Genomic DNA, 16691 nt, shown 5'->3' with positions numbered 1-16691 from the left:
TTACTTTAGCTTTTCTTGAATACAGGCAGCCATAAAATCCTTTTTCCGTAATGTCTTTTCAGCAAAATTAAATAGGCTTAAACACCTATCGAGGTTTTGATTCTCATAAGCGACTTTGTAGTATTTATTATTATTCAAATAATCCGTTAGCGCCCGTAAACCATGAATAAATGGCATAAATACGGCGCCAAGTGGTAAACTTTGCTTTTCTTCTTCTGTTAAAAAAGAGGGGTTAAATGCTAGTCCGTCTACAAAAGCTTCAAACAATTCATTGTTAAAAGTAATGAGGTCATGATTTTGCTCATCTTCAGGGGCAACATTGACAACGGTTCTAATCGCATCACCAAAATCATAATAGAAATAGCCTTTCATGATGGTGTCCAAGTCAATTAAACAAAGTGCTTTTTCGGTCGTTTTTGAGAACAATATATTATTCAATTTGGTATCATTATGACAGATACGCACAGGTAGCTTTTCATTGTTCAAGCCCTGTAATTCCTTTAAAAAATAATGTGCTTTTTTTATGGCTTCTGCGGCAATTTCACGTTTTTGTACTTCGGAAGTTGCTAGTGCTTCTTCAAATTCATTAGCCCTATGTTCAAGGTCGTGAAATTTAGCAAGTGTATCTTCGAACAGGTCAACATCAGCCTTTTTAAGTAGTCTGTGAAATTCGCCAACGATTCGGCCCGCTTCAAAAGCCGTATTGGTATTCGAGGTCGTGTTATACGTAGTACTATCAGGAATGTAAGTCATCATCCTCCAGAAATTATCCTCTTTTACGAGGTAGTTCTTTCCGGTCTTGGTTGGCACAAAAGATATTTGCGCATAATTATCTGAAGTTAAAAAGGGAAGGGCATGGCCGATATTATCCATCAAAACACCTGCGTTTTTAAACACATTCTTATTGATTTTCTGAAGGATGAATTGCTCACCTTCGGTATCGGTAACCAAATAGGTGTCATTAATGAGTCCCACAGCTAAGGGCACGCACAGAAAGTCGTTTCTGTTGAGGTTGAATTCTTGTAGGATTTCAAGCATGTTTAGTTCGTGGGCCATAGACTATTCGGTTCATTGGATAAAGATATAGAAACGATACGCATTAGCCGAAGTACTTTATTCTACTATTTTCGTTAAAAGCCATAGAACATAGTGGTTTTAAATGCTTACTAGAAAAAACCACATTGTTTTATAAAATATATTATTTATTCCGACTTAAAGGCAATAGGAGGATATGTTCAAACGTTTGTAAGGGGATTCATACATATAAAATATATAGTTTGATGAATAATTTAGCAGCTATCAGGTTTGAGCGTTCGTTTATCTTTTTAAATAGCAGTTTACCTATTATGTAAACGAAAGTTGACGTATGAATAGTTTTAAGAGAGATTAAAAAACCCCCAAAGAATGATTAAGATTAAACCCTACTTAAAAGTTATCGTATTATTTTTTACTTCTTATTATGCACAAGCTCAATGTGAGGTTTTTAAAAGTGAGATTACCGATGTGCAGAAGTATATGTTACAGGTGGGTCAATTGACCGATTCGTTAAGTACTGCAGCTGAAACGGCTTCCTATGATGCACGATTGAGTACGGCGCGTACAAATACTAAAACCGTAATGCTACTTATGGGACAAGCGGTTACTGCAGCCGATGAAGCTGTAATACTTGCCTCTGAGGCACAATACGATTCAGAAAACTGCGGATTAGAGGAAGCTATAAGCTATACGATTGATGCCGAAAGAAACGCCATCGATGCACGTGATTTTGCAAGCGAAGCTTTTGAAAATGTAAAGAGCGCATCAAGATCTAAAAATCTTGGTAATTTACAGTTTCATATGAGAAAGGCGCAACGTATCCTTAGAGCGGTACGGAATTCAGCCGAGGCTTCAGCCTATGCTGCCGATAATGCACACTATAGTTGTAGCCATGATATGGACCATGCGTTGGGAGACAAATAAATACGTTAACTATCAAAAATTTAGAAAACCATGGAAATACATCCATGGTTTTTTTGTGCCTTGTGGTTTCATTAGATAACTTATATATTTAGAAGGCAAGCACTTACTGTTTTATTGATTTAATTTTTTATCTTCAACAGTATTATCTTTTGACCTGGGATAACCAAAGACGTATTAACCATCTAAACCAAACACCATGAGAACTACAAGAACGCTTCGTTTTCTTATTGCCATTTTATCCTTTTCCTATTTGGGATCGGTTCATGCACAAGACCCTACGGTCACGATCACCTTAACGGTCGATACCTCATTACTTGGTGATGACAGAGAAGCACCTGGGGGCTGTACGTTTAAAGTAGTACCGGCCGATAAGGTTTTAGTAAATGACCCCAACAATCCTAAAACCTTTTCTATTAAGGTAGAGGAATCGGATATTATCGAATGGCAGGGATTTACGACCACTGGCGACGATGTGAAAATGAAAAAAATCACTTTTATAGGTGGGACCGATATTTTTGATTCCAACCCTGTCAAAGGGCAAAACAGTAATGGTAAGGAAAAGATAAAGGCCAAACCCAATAAAAAAACACCTGCCGGTAAAGACTATGAATATAGTATTCGCTTTAAACCGGATGGTTTCAAATTTTATGACATTGACCCTAGGATCAAGGTTGGAAATCAATAAAAAATGAGTTGGGAAGTGATTATCTTTTCAGGGTACGGTTATGAAAAATAAAATCTATATTAAATTTTTTTTGGTTGTCCTTCTAGGCCTATGGATGGTTCACGGGCAGGCACAGACGTTACATGAACTGGTGCTAACGGTAGACGTAACGAAACCGGGCAATGTAGCGAACAATTCTTTTAGTGCGGGAAATAATACTACTATTTTGGAAAGCAGTTCGGGGAACCGCTTTGCCATTAGGGCAGAAGTAGGGGATTCCGTATTATGGAAGGCCAAGGCCGCCGGCGAATCACAAGTACCTGTACATGTTGTTGGTGTCAATTACATCAGTGGGCCGCGTATTTTTAGCTCCAACACCTTGACCGGAAAAAGTACTATTAAGGGGACCATTATTCGTGGAGGTAATGAGGATTATGTCTACAAGCTTCACTATACCCTTGGGTCGGATACAAAGGTGTATGTCGTCACCGCTATAATCATGACAAAATAATAGCGATCAACGCTTTTTATATGAAGTTATTTTTTAAATGTAATGGATGGGCAAAAGTAGTCTTGTTGCTGTGCCTTATGGTCAAGGGGATGCCCAGTTTTGGTCAAAATGAAGCTCTTGCCGATAGCTTGATCCAGGTGTATGAATCAGGCAACTATGATCCGGCGCTTAAACTTAAAATTTTATCGGGTATTACGCATCAACTTCCCGATCCCGATCGTATTTTGGTATATAGCGATTCGTTGATGACGGAAGCCATACGGCAAGATTCCACTAAATACATATTTAATTCCCACTTACAGACCGGGAATGCGTTGCAACAAAAAGGAAATTTAAGTGGTGCGTTGGACAGTTATTTTAAGGCCTTGGAAATTACGGATAGAAATACCGAAAAAAACCAGGTGGCCATCATGTATACCGCCATTGCAGCTGTTTATGCTGGTATGAACAATAGGGAAAATGTGAGACAATACTATTCTGATGCCATTTCCATTTTTAAAACGGAACAGGATACGTTAAACTATGCCATAGCCATTGAAAATTTAGGGGATACCTATTTGGAATGGTCCAAGCCAGATTCCGCATTGCTGTACTTCAACCAGTCTGGCCCGATATTCGAAAAATTGGGAAATAAACTTGCTTTGGCCTATAATTTAGGAAATAAGGGCCTGGCCTTTGCGCAAAAGGGAAGACCCACCAAAGCGGAGGAGAATATTGAGGAGGCCATTGCCATATTGGAAGAGTTAGGAGATTACAGGCCCATTACGACCTACCTAAACTATATGTCGGATATCTATGCCGATAAGGAAGATTGGGACGGAGCGTTCGACTACGCCTTACGCTCCTTGGACCTCGCCAAACAGTATGGGTTAAAAGTACGGATAAGCAGTGCCTATTTAAAATTGTCCGAACTGTATGAACGTACTGGGTATGCTTCCGCTTCCTTGAACTATTACCGCAAGTATATTGTTTTTAGGGATAGTGTGGTCAACCTCACCGCCGTACAACAAATGGCGGATATTCGTAGAAATTCTGAACAAGCACAGTTCAAGGCAGAACTAGATCTCACCAACCAACAAAAACAAACCCAAAAAGTAGTAACCATCGCCACTGGCATTGCGTTGTTCTTGATTATTCTGTTAGCTATTGGTTTGTACAGACGCAATGTGTTCACTAAACGTACCAATGCCATTATCGAAAAGGAAATGGCCCGTTCAGAGCGGCTGTTGGTCAATATCTTACCGGAGGAAACCGCACGGGAGTTAAAGGAATTTGGAAAGGTCAAAGCAAAGAAATTCGAATCGGTCTCGGTGTTGTTTACCGATTTTGAGGCCTTTACCGCAGCTTCGGAACACGTTGATCCAGAGCTTTTGGTCACCCGATTAGGGTATTATTTTACGGCCTTCGACAATATTATCGAAAAATATGGACTGGAAAAAATCAAGACTATCGGTGATGCATACATGTGTGCTGGGGGGTTACCCTTTCCAATAGAAAATCATGCGCTAAAAATGGTATATGCTGCCCTTGATATTTTGAAATTCGTAGAAGATACTAAGGCTGAAAAGGAAACAGGTTTGTCCTTCAATGTACGTATTGGCATCAATACGGGGCCTTTGGTGGCAGGAGTGGTAGGTAATAAAAAATTCTCTTATGATATTTGGGGCGATACGGTCAATGTTGCCTCGCGTATGGAAAGTCTATCAGATTCGGGTGAAATTAATATTAGTGAAGCCACTTACAATTTGGTAAAAGAGGTATTTGAATGTGAATATAGGGGTCAGATGGAAGTTAAAAACAAAGGGCTTATGAGTATGTATTTTGTAAAAGGACCACTTCAAAATATATAGCACTTCGAATAATGCCTCTAAGAAACACACTAGGCAAGAAAGCTAAATTCAATTAGGTAGAATATTCAACTGAAATTTAAAATCTATAAACAAAACCGAGAGAATAACTATCTGCGTCATTGGCGAAACTCAGCTGCATATGTTCTCTTTGGTAGGGCGTGGTAAAAATATAGGCGCTACCGATACCGACAACCGCACCTGCCAAGACATCCCACCCATCATGTTTTTGGGCTTCTATACGACTATAACCGGTATAGCCTGCAAGAATATAAGCGGGTATACCATAGCTCCACCCATATCTTTTCTGAATAAAAACAGCACTTTGAAACGTAGTTGAGGTATGCCCAGAAGGGAAAGCCCTATCTCCATTATTATAGGGTCTGCTTTTGTTCGTTGCGTATTTAAGGCCGACAGTCACAGCTTGGTTAAGGGCAAAGCCTTTGGCAAATTGCCATGTGCCGTCGTAATCGCCTGCAATAAGGCTACCTGTAAGTGCAGTTGCGGGCATAGCGAACAGTAAAACATCACCAGAGGTTTGTATAGTTTTATTTTGACAGTAAACAAGAGTAGTTGTAGCAATAATGAAGATGATTACAATTTTATTGCATAGAATTTTAGGCTCGAAAGTAAAAAGCATTTAGGCTTGTATTTGAATTTTGAAAAAATACAATGCGATTCTTAAGAGAATTTAAAGTTTTACGTATTACTGTGGTATTGCGTCAATTATTCTGCGGTAAGGACACACAATGATTTTTCTAATATGGAAATATTGAGCTGATTGGTATCCATTCTATTATGTTCGCCATCTACTTGAGTATCAAAAAAATCGGAATGATTACGTTGAAGGTGCACATTTGTGGCCTGAAAGCTTTTCGACTCTTTTAACCAATGTACTTTTCTGATCAAGATTAAAATACCCAACCATAGCATTTTTAATCGGTTAATTTTTTTGATGACCAACACGTCGAGCTTACCATCTTGAAGCGAAGCCTTTGGCGTTAAACTCAATTTATAGCCCATTTCATTAGAATTAGAAATTAAAACGATAAATGGGTTGATCATTGGGGTTTCCCCATTGATACCAATAGATAATGGTTCGTTCTTTTTAATGTCTCTAAAGGTAGTCGCACAGGCACTGATATAGCCTAAGAGCGTTCTTTTTTCAGAAGACTCATAATGCTTTATCAAACTGGCATCAAAACCTACTCCTGTATTACTAAAAAAATAACGACCGTTTATACTCCCAACATCAATCAACTCTTTATGTTTATTTCTAATGATTTCTAAAGCTTTTCGCCTTTTCTTCGGAATCTTAAGGTTAGATGCCAATCCGTTACCAGAACCCATTGGAAGAATACCCAAGGCAATGTTGGTGCCTATTAAACAGGTGGCGACTTCATTTATGGTACCATCACCACCACAAGCTACAATTATATCTGCTTTTTCTAAAATGGATTCTTGGGTCAATAACGTGGCGTGAGCTTTATATTCAGAAACCTTAATAGTCAAATCATGTACCCCTCTGATAAAATAAGGCTGTAACTCATCTTTGGTGGTAGGTGCCTGGCCATTGCCCGCAATTGGGTTTACTATAAAATGGATTCGAATCATTGATGAAGTGATTTCAATTGGAGCCCCCCATTATGGTAAAGTTCATCTGCCACTTGATAGTTCGAAATGGCAATATTTTTAAACGACTCGTTCATAGGTGATTTTTGTAGGCTATTGTCAATAGCATTCCAATCGTAAAAATTAACGGTTTCTCCATCACCTAAAACTAATACTTTTCCGTCTTTTAAATAGCCTAATTTTCTATAATTACCTATAAGTGCACGTTGATCTTTCGGCTCCATTTTAAGGATATTCATTCCAAAAAGATTACTGTCATATTCCCACCTTAAGGTAGCGAACAATGTAGGAAATACATCTATCTGAGAACACAGCGTATTATTTTTAGAAGGTTTTGTGTTCGGTAAATTATAAATAAGTGCTGGAATGTGGTAGTTGGCCACATCTAATTCCCATTTACCGGCACTACTTGCGCAATGATCACTCATAATAACGAATACGGTGTTACTAAACCAAGGTTTGTTCTTAGCTTGGTCTAAAAACGCTCCAATAGCATAATCCGTATATTTCACTGCACCATTTCTTCCTGTGCCCGAGGGGATGTCTATTTTCCCTTCCGGATAGGTATAGGGTTTATGGTTAGAGGTTGTCATGACAAAATCGAAAAAGGGCTTTCCACTTTCGTGGGCCAAATCAGCTTCTTTAAGCACTTTGTTGTAAATATCTTCATCACAAACGCCCCAAGCATTTTCAAAGGTAACCTCATTATCTTCAATATTTGTCCGTTTAGCCAGGTTATCCGCATCCAATAAAAAGCCACGGCCACGATCTACGATATTAAATCCGTTGCCTCCAAAGAACGTATTCATGTTGTCAAAATAACCATCACCACCATAAAAGAAATTACGGTCATAGCCTTGTTCTTTAAAAACTTCGCCAATAGTAAATAGGCCAGTGTTATTTTTTCTTTTAACAATACTTCGGCCTGGGGTAGGCGGTATGGATAATGTAATGGCTTCCATACCTCTAACGGTACGCGTTCCTGTAGCATACAAATTGGTAAAGAAAAGGCTTTGGTTGGCAAGAGCATCTAAAACCGGAGTTATGTTTTGATCACCTCCTAAACCGTTCAAATATTTACCGCTTAAACTTTCTATACAGATGAAGATTACGTTGGGTTTTTGAATCGTTCCTGTGGTATCTTTCGAGTGAATTGTTCTGTATATCCCATTTTTGGTTGTATCAACGAAGGTATCTCCATAGGGTACGTATTGCTTCTTTGCAGCAGTAAAAGCATCTTTTTGAGGTATAGTGCTGTAAAATTCAGAATAGGCCAGTTCATTGTTACGGAAGGCAGCAAAAAAGGAATAAATACCTGCTTTAGAAAGTTCATTGTTATATCTGTTCTTGGACCATTCTGCATGATCATTGTTTATAAAAAACCCGAATACGATGCATACAGCAAACCACGGCAGGGTAGCCGATAACCGTTGTTTAAACGTGGTTTCATTTTGTAAGGTCTTCTGAAAAAAGTTTCTTTGATATAGTGCAAAAAGGGTAATCGCAACCAAAGTAAATAAAGAGCCCAAAAGCAACGGAAGAGGATAGGACTCATTTATATTTTTGACAACCTCATAGGTATAAATTAAATAGTCTACAGCAATGAAATTGAAGCGTCGCTGAAATTCGTCCCAAAAGGTGAACTCCCCAAAAAAGGAGAAATAGATGATAAGAACGGCTAAGAAAAAGCCGAACCAGGTGATTATTTTATCTGCCAAAGAGCCATACCATTTCTTGGGAAAAATTAGTAGATAAACCAAGAATGGCATTAAGAATAGGGAAAGAGTGCCTATATCATAAAATAGCCCAGTAATGAACGTTCGGGCGATAGTACCGATATGGGCATCTACCTCAGAAAAATCCCAAATGAAAAAAGTAAGTCGTACTAAAAAGGAAATAGAAATAAATATAAGTACAAAAGCTTTAAGAAGTGAAAAGCGTTTTGGAAACAGAAAAGTCCACATATAAAATGTAATTAGGGTAATTTGACCCTAAATGTATATGTCGATTCTTAAGAGAAGTTAAAGTTTGCTCTATAATGGGTGATTTTTTTTCAAGTTCTTGTGCGAAATTAAAATTAAGGCACCCATTATGATTATAGAAACGATTGAAGCTGGTAGCGTTCCTAAATCGAGACCTCCTTTTTCTAGTGGTTTTGTCAAGAAATCACCGAAGGTTGCACCGAAAGGTCTTGTGAAAATAAAGGCAATCCAGAATAGTACAATCTGATTGATTTTTATGAAGTAATGCAATACCATTACGAGTATAATAATACATGCGGTCACCAAAGCCCCATTTAAATAACTTAAGCCAATAACATCACTTAAACAATCCCCAAAAGCGGTCCCCAGGCTATTGGAAAATAATATAGCAATCCAATAATAGGCTTCTTTACTTCTTTCGGTTATAGGGTATACTTCTAAACTATTGTATTTTTTGTACCATAGGTAAAGTGATATGAGAAGACCGATAAATAGTACAATACTGCCCCATGTATAACCAAGATGTAAGCTACGGTCAATAAAGTCAGATACTTCGGTGCCCAAGGTTGTGGTTGCTATAATAACAAGCCAAAACCAAATTGGCAGGTATTTTTTGCGGGTTAATTGAAGTGCTAAAACAATACCGAAAGAAGCAAAGGTGATAAGTAGGCCTACAGTGTAGCCCAAATCTAACGTTTGTGCAATGAAATCCCCTAAGGTTTCGCCCAAGGTAGTGGCAACGATTTTCATTAGCCAAAACAATAAGGTAATCTGGGCAACTTTGTTTAAGGCTTTCATATGGTTTCATTAAATTTTATATTTAAAGCCCAAACGGAATAATTGGGTCTCAAAATAATTTTGATAGGTTGCGGTAAAACCTTCATTTCGAACTTCTTGGCGAATGCCAAAACGGTTGAATATATCGGTAGCCGAGAACGTAAGCTCAGCTTTTTTGTTCCATAGATTTTTCTTGATACCAAGGTCTACAGAAGAACGTGCCAATTCTTTTCCTTGAGGAATGTTTTTATCTGAATAATAAACACCGGTCAATTGAAAAGTAAATTCCTTAGGTAAACTTAGTTCTGAAGTAAGTTTGGCGTTCCATGCATTTGCAGTTGAAGCTTCAATAGTAAAAGGTCGTACAAAAGGGAAAAGCACGGCACCTTCATATTGGTCAATAGCATTTGAGTACCAGTTTACCGTACTCGATAAACTCCAGTTTTGAGTAACATCTTGACTAGCTAACAACTCGAATCCCGTATTGGTGGCCCTGCCCGTATTTTGGTAAATACGATTCACGATATCGTAATTTGGGTTCGAATCATCGATACTGAAAATACGCATGTACTGATCCTGTATAATTCGGTGATACACAGCTGAAAATAAGGAGCCAGAATTCCAAGAATATTTATGGGCCACTTCAAAAGCATCAGTAAATTGAGGGCGTAAATAAGGGTTGCCTACTTTTAGGAGTTCTGGGTCATCGTATTTAGGAAACACCCGTAATTCTGGTTCACCCGGTCTATCGATTCGTCGATTGTAAAATGCTGATATTTTATTATGCTCATTTAGCTTATAGGTAAAACGAGCACTAGGGAAAAGTTCGAAATAGTCGTACTTATCATTGTTTGGGTAGTAGGTGTTCGCAGGGTCTAAATCATAAAAAACATCGGTGTGTTCAGCTCTTAATCCTGCTTCAATATCATAGAATTCTTTTTCTAGAAGGTAATTGACATAACCGGCATACAAATTTTCTCCCCAATCGGAAAAAGAACCAAGTCCCGGATAAATAATAGATTCATTGCCTGGGGTTATCGTGTAATCTACAGGAAGCCTTCGAATGCGAAGTTTCGCGCCAAGTTCTAGCCTACCGTTGCTTAGCGGTTTTACGTAATCTGAAGATAAACTAGTGGTATTTTCAATTGCCTTAATATTGGTTTTGTCTCTTCCCACACGAACGGCCGAACTATCGTTTAATGAATAAGTTTCGTCCTCTAGACCTTGAGTATATTGGGCATTGGCACTTAGGGTATGGCCGGGTTGCTCAAATGAATGTCGATAGTTTACTGCGGCATTGATGTAGCGGGTAACCTCTTCTTCTTCCCAAGTATAAAATCGGTTTCTAGTATTTGTATTCAAATCTATAAATGCTACTTGAGAAGTATCGATATGCCGTTCTCGGTCATATAAACCAGAGAACGTAAAGCTATTATTGTCATCTAGATTATAGTCAATTCCGCCATTGATGATAGAACGAAATTGCTTTCTGTTCTCTGGTACTTGAGAAACAATATTGCGACCATCATCATAATTTCTAGTTGTAAATTCATTGTTAGGCAACGCCTCTTGAACTATGAATTCTGACTGTAGAAAGTAATTGAGTTTCCCTTTTCTATAATTAAGATTTAGACTAGGAATTAGTTTGGGATTAACTGAAAAACTACCTAAATCAGTAGGGGTGTCCGGTCTTCTTTTGCCCAGTGCACCAAGTCCGAAAGAAAGGCCTACATCACCATTTAAACCTTTTTGAGTTTCTTTTTTGTAGATAATATTGACGATTCCGGCAAAACCGTTAGCATCATATTTTGCCGATGGATTGTTGATGATTTCAATCTTCTCAATGTTTGATGCGGGTATGTTGGCAAGCCCTTTTTGATTACCAAAACCGGTTAAGCTACTTTGTTTACCATCAATGAGTACTACCACTTTATCACTACCACGTAAAACTACTTTTCCATCTTGGTCAAAAGTAACCCCAGGCATAGTTTTCATGGCATCTAAAACAGAGCCACCTGCTTGGGCAATATTATTATCGAGATTAAATGATTTTTTATTGAGGTCGCTATTGGTAGTAGCTTCTTGCCCAACAACCTGTACTTCATTCAATTGTTCTGCACTTGGCTGTAATGCTATTTGCCCAAGGTCGAAGACACTGTTTAATCCGCCAGCGATAAGTGGTTTTTCTACCGTTTCATATCCTATAAATGAAAATAGTAAGGTGTATTTTCCTGTGGACAGGCCTAAAATCTCAAAACGTCCATTGTCATCGGTTATCGCACCGGTTACCATAGAATTATCGGTAGAGTTTTGGACCGTAACGTTAGCAAAAGCTAAATTTTCTAAGGTATTTGCATCATGTAATTGGCCAGTAACATTTACTAAACTTTGAGAAAATGTAGTGGTAAGGGAGAAAAAAAATAGTAAAACAATTAAAAACTTATGCATAAAATTAACTTTTGAGAGCAATTATAGGGTAAGAATCTAAAGATAGTTTTAAGAACTCTATTGTTTTGGTAAGGAAATGGTAAAATGATGTTCGTTGTTGGTAAACCTATAGGAAGGTTGAAAACCATATAAATCACATATTTTTTTTACAATGGCTAAGCCTAGCCCGGTAGACTTTACTTCATCTGACTCCTTGTAAAATCGTTGAAACAATTGGTCTGGTTTTAATATGGCGCGTATGCCTTTGTTCCGAACAGAGAGTGAATCTTTTTCTAGAACCATCACTATCGGCGTATTAGGTAAGTTGTATTTTATGGCGTTTGAAAGTAAGTTGTTGCAAAGAACCTCTGCAAGATGGGCATCCATTAAAAGAATAACATCTTCATTGCTTTCAAATATAATTTCTGATGGATAAAGTTCAGATAGATTTTCAATTCTATCTTTTAGAATGTGGTTTAGGTTGCACGGACTTATGTTCGTGAATTGGTCATTTTCAATTTTGGAAATTAAGCCAAGTTTTTTATTTAATTGTTTCAGACGTTGAATATCATTTTGAATGGATGATAATTGTTCAAATTGTATATCATTAAGGGCCTCGCCATTTATAATGGTATCTACTTTAGCTTGAATTATCGCTAAAGGGGTTTGAAGTTCATGGGAAACATCTTCTGTAAATTGTTTCAGATTTTTATAGTCTGACCGAACTTTGTCGGTCAACGTGGTTATTTCTGTATTGAGTTCAGAAAATTCTAAAATATCACTATCCATTAATGAAATCGGAGTTTCAGAAGTCAGCGAAAAAAGCTTCATCTGCTCCAAATTCTTAAAAAACGGATTCCATAATTTTTGAGTTCTTGATTTATTCAAATAGAAAAGGAAAATGAACACAAAAAAAATGACAATGAGATAGGAAATAACGACGGCTATCAAAATATCTTCCGATTCTACAATAAGAGCGCGAACCGTTATGCGGTAATTTTGGTCGTTAATTTTAGCATAGGTAATTAATTCTCGAAACTCTTCTATTTCATCTTGTGATGGGTCAAAAATTAAGGTATCCTTTAAATGTTCAAACCCTAAGTTCGAGACCGATTCAACTTCAACTATAGGAGGAAGCTGGTAAATAATACTGTTTTCAGAAATTGAACTTTCAATTCTCGCTTCGGTAGAACGAAGCTCTTCTTCTACCTCATCCTGTAAAAGATTCCTAACATAAAAGTAAAGCCCGATAGTGCTGAACACCATTAAAACAAGACTGATCCAAAGAAATGTTTTAGAGGTCTTTCGCAGTAATTTTATCTTTTTAGTAAGTTCGGCCATTCCTTAGTCTTCCATAAATTTATACCCACTACCATAGGCAGTTTTAATATATTTTGCACCGGCATCGGTCAGTTTTTTACGTAGGTTGTTGATGTGAACATAGATAAAGTCGTAATTATCTACCATATCACTATGGTCGCCCCATAGATGCTCCGCAATTATTTCTTTAGAAAGAACCCTTCCTTTGTTGGTAATGAAAAACAAAAGCAAGTCGTATTCTTTACGCGTAAGTGCCATTACATCATCTTTAATATAAGCGGTTCTTGACCTAGTATCGATTGAAATTTCATTAAACTCTAACCGTTCAGTGCCCCCAAATTTTCCTCTTCTTAGAACTGCTTTAATTCGAGAATTCAATTCAGCCAAATGAAATGGCTTGGTCAGATAATCATCTGCCCCTAAATCGAGTCCTTTTAACTTATCCTCTAACGAGTTATTCGCAGAAATTATGATGGTTGCCGTTTCTTTTTTATTTTTCTTTAAAAGCTTTAAAATATCTAGACCACTGCCAGTAATCAAATTAATGTCGAGCACTAACAAATCATACTCGTAAAGGTCAATTTTATAAAGAGCATCTTCATAGGTAGATGCGGTCTCGCATATATTTCCATCTTTTTCCAAATAATTGGCGATAGATTGTAGCAGGGCTTTTTCGTCTTCTACTATTAGAATTTTCATAATATAAATTTAAACTCCCTATCTAAAGAAATTCTTAAGCGAATACTCGGAAGAAATAAAAAAGGCTAGCTATCGGTCATTTTTCTTGTTCACTAACCCTTTGGTAAACTCATTAAGTGTTTCTACTTTTTCTTCAAAATCACCTTTTATGGTCTTTCGATATTCGTTGAGGTTCTTTACAAGGTCATCGATGTTTTCAGGAATAACATCTTCAAAAAATTGACGTAATCGCTTTGCGGTTGTGGGCGATTTACCGTTGGTAGAAATCGCCACTTTTACATTGCCTTTCGTTACTATACCACCCATATAGAAATCACAGAATGGAGGATTATCAGCGACATTTACCAGTATTTGTTGCGCTCTACAATCGTGATATACTTGCTCGTTTACCGGCACATTATCTGTGGTAGCGATAGCCATATGTTTACCTTTTAAATAAGATGCATCATAAGGTGCCACATTCATTTTAATATGGAACTTATTGGCCAATGCAATAGTCTCTTCCCTAAACATTGGTGAAACCATTTCAACCTGCGCATTCGGACTCGATTTTAACAAGAAAGATAATTTCTCAAGAGCAACATTGCCGCCTCCCACAATTAAAATATGAAGGTTGGATACTTTTAAAAAAACTGGGTAAAGCTCATTCCGTTCCATGTGCAATATTATTTATTTAATCAACATTAAATCTTGGATAACTTTATTGACTTAAAGCTTTAAAAATTAATTCTGAGGCAAATTTTGATAAGGGTAGCTTAAGTGCTACCTCTTGACCTTTTACTGACATTTTTCGCCACGTTTTTTTTAGAATATCAATGGTTTTATCTTCAGGATGTTTCTGGGCAAAAGGTTCAAAATAATGCTCTAAAAAGACTAGGCAAATAACATCTTCTAAGGTTTGTGTTTCTTCATTCTTTTTAAGCTGTTTCTTCTCTAAGAGAAAACAGACCTTGTCTATTGTTTCTCGATTGTATCCTACTTCTTGTAAAATTGACGAGGCTTTTCTGGCATGAAATTTTTTCAAATCTTGGCGCCATTTCAAGTATCCTTCACGATTCATATCATATGATTCCCTAGAAATTTTCCATCTACAAATGTGCTGACAGCGAGCAGTAAGCATCAATGCTTCTGATGCATTTGGAGCAAACTCATTTAAACGCGCTGTCATTCGAATTCCATACAGTACTTCTTTAGGGTATGTTGTACCCTCAAAAATTTCGGTATTGGGATCTTGGGTATTGGCTGCATCAAAATGATGAAATGCTACCGCTAATTTATCTGTAGTCGCCATAAAATTTGTGTTGGCTCAAAGCTATTCAGAAAAGCCAACATACACAAAGCCATCCTCTATTTTTGCGGGATACCTGGCAATTGCATCTAAGGTTCCATTTAAGTTTTACCTGTTTTTAAAGAGAATGTATTTTATATAATGGTCAGGCAGCTTTTGCTTTCATATTTTCTTCTCCGATTTTACCTCTTGAAAGTGCCATTTTCCATCTTATTCATACAAAGATTTCGACACGTATACCCCGCCTTTTCTCGTGTGAAATTAAAGATGGCTATACGTTTGTCCCCGTATTTAATACAAGCGCCGCCATTTTTAGGAAATTTAGATATCGGTGCGGCTTTAAACTTGACTTTTACATCACTCTCAGTTACACTTTCATATGTGTTTAAAACAGGTAAAGGTATAATTTTTTGTTTTTTAATTTATTAAAATGCTAATTATCAATACTTAAGCCTATTTTTTTGGCATTTTTTATTTCCTTAGCTCTACAAATTCGAGTTTACTATCGGTCTCTTGTGAATTCACGAAATGTGTATAACGTTCACGTATTTCAGGTGTTTCTATAGCTTCCTTCCATCCGTCATCAACTGCAATAAAACCGAAATCTTTTCCTTTAGCTTCAACACATTCTCGGATACAGCCAAAAACACTTACCTTAAATTTAAGTGGAGAGCGTATGCCTTTATAACGATGTTCTATTTCCACTGCGGTGATTCAATTATTCTAAGAGTTAATTGAAGTATCTTTTTTATATTTCAAGAAACCGATTGCCTAAATACTACTAGCAATATTTTTTACCATTTCGCGGTTTATTTTTTAATGAGAACATCGGTAATCTATAGTGGGCCAATTCAAAAAACGGAATTTATCTTACAATATTTCAATAAGTTAGCGCATATTTAATACAGGCAACAATTTACTTTGTCAAGTCAAAAAGTATAAATGGTTGATTCTATTTTTGTAGTAATGGCAACCATTAAAAAACTACCTTATGACAAGAGTAAACGTAGATACTTCCAAGAAAGTAACATCCTTAGAAAAAGCAATAAAGTTTACGATCGTAATCGCCGCTATTGGTATTTTGCTATGCTTTGTCTTTTTAGCACTTGAGCGATAATTAAAGTTTTATACTTTTTGTAAATGAATGCAAGTCACATACATTATATGCGCAGAGCCATTTATTTGGACAAATTGGGAAAAGAAAATGATAGAGGTGTATTCGGTGCTATAATCGTGAAAGATGGGAAAATTATAGAGTAAGGTTTCAACAAGGTAAAAAACCCTATTCGATTGTACAGGGCACGCTGAACTTTTGGTAATTCAAGCAGCACGTACTAAACTAAAATCTACCACACTTAAAGATTTTGTTCTTTATACTAGTTACGAACTACGTATGATGTGTTCAGGAGCAAGCTACTGGGCCAAATTTCAAAAAATATGTTATGTTGCTTCGGCCTTACAGGCGAAGGAGTTTGGTTTTATTTATTATATGTTCTATACTTCTAATAAAGGCGCCAGACATAAAAAGTTCAAAATCAGAACAATTGTTGGTAATTGAAGCCTTAGAAGTATGGTAATAAAAATG

Annotated in this window: 17 protein-coding genes; 6 read left to right on the top strand and 11 right to left on the bottom strand. The window is 37.0% G+C overall.

From position 1 onward, the window contains the following. Window positions 1-1056 (bottom strand): aminoglycoside phosphotransferase family protein, encoded by a 1056-nt coding sequence (locus AACZ41_RS02030; RefSeq protein ID WP_339625991.1) that lies wholly within the window; start codon window positions 1054-1056, stop codon window positions 1-3. Between the two features lie 348 nt (window positions 1057-1404). On the opposite strand from AACZ41_RS02030, the gene AACZ41_RS02025 reads away from it, so the two are divergent. From AACZ41_RS02025 to AACZ41_RS02010, 4 genes are all read left to right on the top strand, one after another. Then, window positions 1405-1959 carry a hypothetical protein gene (locus tag AACZ41_RS02025; protein ID WP_339625990.1) on the top strand — a complete coding sequence of 185 codons (555 nt, stop codon included), beginning with the start codon at window positions 1405-1407 and terminating at the stop codon, window positions 1957-1959. A 196-nt stretch (window positions 1960-2155) separates the two neighbouring features. Beyond that, window positions 2156-2644, top strand: coding sequence for a hypothetical protein (locus AACZ41_RS02020; protein ID WP_339625988.1), 489 nt, complete (start codon window positions 2156-2158; stop codon window positions 2642-2644). Window positions 2645-2714: 70 nt separating this feature from the next. Next, window positions 2715-3134 carry a hypothetical protein gene (locus AACZ41_RS02015; RefSeq protein ID WP_339625986.1) on the top strand — a complete coding sequence of 140 codons (420 nt, stop codon included), beginning with the start codon at window positions 2715-2717 and terminating at the stop codon, window positions 3132-3134. A 20-nt stretch (window positions 3135-3154) separates the two neighbouring features. Continuing rightward, window positions 3155-4984 carry an adenylate/guanylate cyclase domain-containing protein gene (locus tag AACZ41_RS02010; RefSeq protein ID WP_339625984.1) on the top strand — a complete coding sequence of 610 codons (1830 nt, stop codon included), beginning with the start codon at window positions 3155-3157 and terminating at the stop codon, window positions 4982-4984. A gap of 76 nt (window positions 4985-5060) precedes the next feature. Here AACZ41_RS02010 and AACZ41_RS02005 read toward each other — a convergent pair whose 3' ends face one another. The 10 genes from AACZ41_RS02005 to AACZ41_RS01960 form a co-directional block, all read right to left on the bottom strand. Further along, window positions 5061-5621 carry a phosphatase PAP2 family protein gene (locus AACZ41_RS02005; protein ID WP_339625982.1) on the bottom strand — a complete coding sequence of 187 codons (561 nt, stop codon included), beginning with the start codon at window positions 5619-5621 and terminating at the stop codon, window positions 5061-5063. An 86-nt stretch (window positions 5622-5707) separates the two neighbouring features. Beyond that, window positions 5708-6595, bottom strand: coding sequence for a YegS/Rv2252/BmrU family lipid kinase (locus AACZ41_RS02000; RefSeq protein WP_339625980.1), 888 nt, complete (start codon window positions 6593-6595; stop codon window positions 5708-5710). Then, window positions 6592-8577, bottom strand: a complete 1986-nt coding sequence (locus AACZ41_RS01995; protein WP_339625978.1) for a sulfatase-like hydrolase/transferase — start codon at window positions 8575-8577, stop codon at window positions 6592-6594. Before AACZ41_RS01995 ends, AACZ41_RS02000 begins: the two co-directional genes overlap by 4 nt. Before the next feature lie 69 nt (window positions 8578-8646). After that, entirely contained in the window at window positions 8647-9393 is a 747-nt protein-coding gene (locus AACZ41_RS01990; protein WP_339625976.1) for a hypothetical protein, read from the bottom strand. A 9-nt stretch (window positions 9394-9402) separates the two neighbouring features. Then, window positions 9403-11820, bottom strand: coding sequence for a TonB-dependent receptor (locus AACZ41_RS01985; protein WP_339625973.1), 2418 nt, complete (start codon window positions 11818-11820; stop codon window positions 9403-9405). A 57-nt stretch (window positions 11821-11877) separates the two neighbouring features. Continuing rightward, on the bottom strand, window positions 11878-13140 hold the full coding sequence (locus AACZ41_RS01980; protein WP_339625971.1) for a HAMP domain-containing sensor histidine kinase: 1263 nt from the start codon (window positions 13138-13140) through the stop codon (window positions 11878-11880). A gap of 3 nt (window positions 13141-13143) precedes the next feature. Beyond that, window positions 13144-13818, bottom strand: coding sequence for a response regulator transcription factor (locus tag AACZ41_RS01975; protein WP_339625969.1), 675 nt, complete (start codon window positions 13816-13818; stop codon window positions 13144-13146). A 69-nt stretch (window positions 13819-13887) separates the two neighbouring features. Continuing rightward, entirely contained in the window at window positions 13888-14475 is a 588-nt protein-coding gene (locus tag AACZ41_RS01970) for a bifunctional precorrin-2 dehydrogenase/sirohydrochlorin ferrochelatase (RefSeq protein ID WP_339625967.1), read from the bottom strand. Between the two features lie 43 nt (window positions 14476-14518). Further along, window positions 14519-15109, bottom strand: coding sequence for a DUF4202 domain-containing protein (locus tag AACZ41_RS01965; protein ID WP_339625965.1), 591 nt, complete (start codon window positions 15107-15109; stop codon window positions 14519-14521). Window positions 15110-15577: 468 nt separating this feature from the next. Continuing rightward, window positions 15578-15811 carry a hypothetical protein gene (locus AACZ41_RS01960; protein ID WP_339625964.1) on the bottom strand — a complete coding sequence of 78 codons (234 nt, stop codon included), beginning with the start codon at window positions 15809-15811 and terminating at the stop codon, window positions 15578-15580. 286 nt (window positions 15812-16097) lie between these two features. Here AACZ41_RS01960 and AACZ41_RS01955 point away from each other — a divergent pair, with 286 nt between their 5' ends. Both AACZ41_RS01955 and AACZ41_RS01950 read left to right on the top strand, forming a co-directional pair. Then, window positions 16098-16223, top strand: coding sequence for a hypothetical protein (locus AACZ41_RS01955; RefSeq protein ID WP_339625962.1), 126 nt, complete (start codon window positions 16098-16100; stop codon window positions 16221-16223). A gap of 195 nt (window positions 16224-16418) precedes the next feature. Next, window positions 16419-16664 carry a hypothetical protein gene (locus tag AACZ41_RS01950; protein ID WP_339625960.1) on the top strand — a complete coding sequence of 82 codons (246 nt, stop codon included), beginning with the start codon at window positions 16419-16421 and terminating at the stop codon, window positions 16662-16664. Window positions 16665-16691 lie beyond the last annotated feature (27 nt).

Source organism: uncultured Maribacter sp., assembly GCF_963974015.1.
GTDB lineage: Bacteria > Bacteroidota > Bacteroidia > Flavobacteriales > Flavobacteriaceae > Maribacter.
The sequence above is the reverse complement of the archived record's forward strand: the minus strand, read 5'-3'. Positions and strand labels throughout refer to the sequence as shown.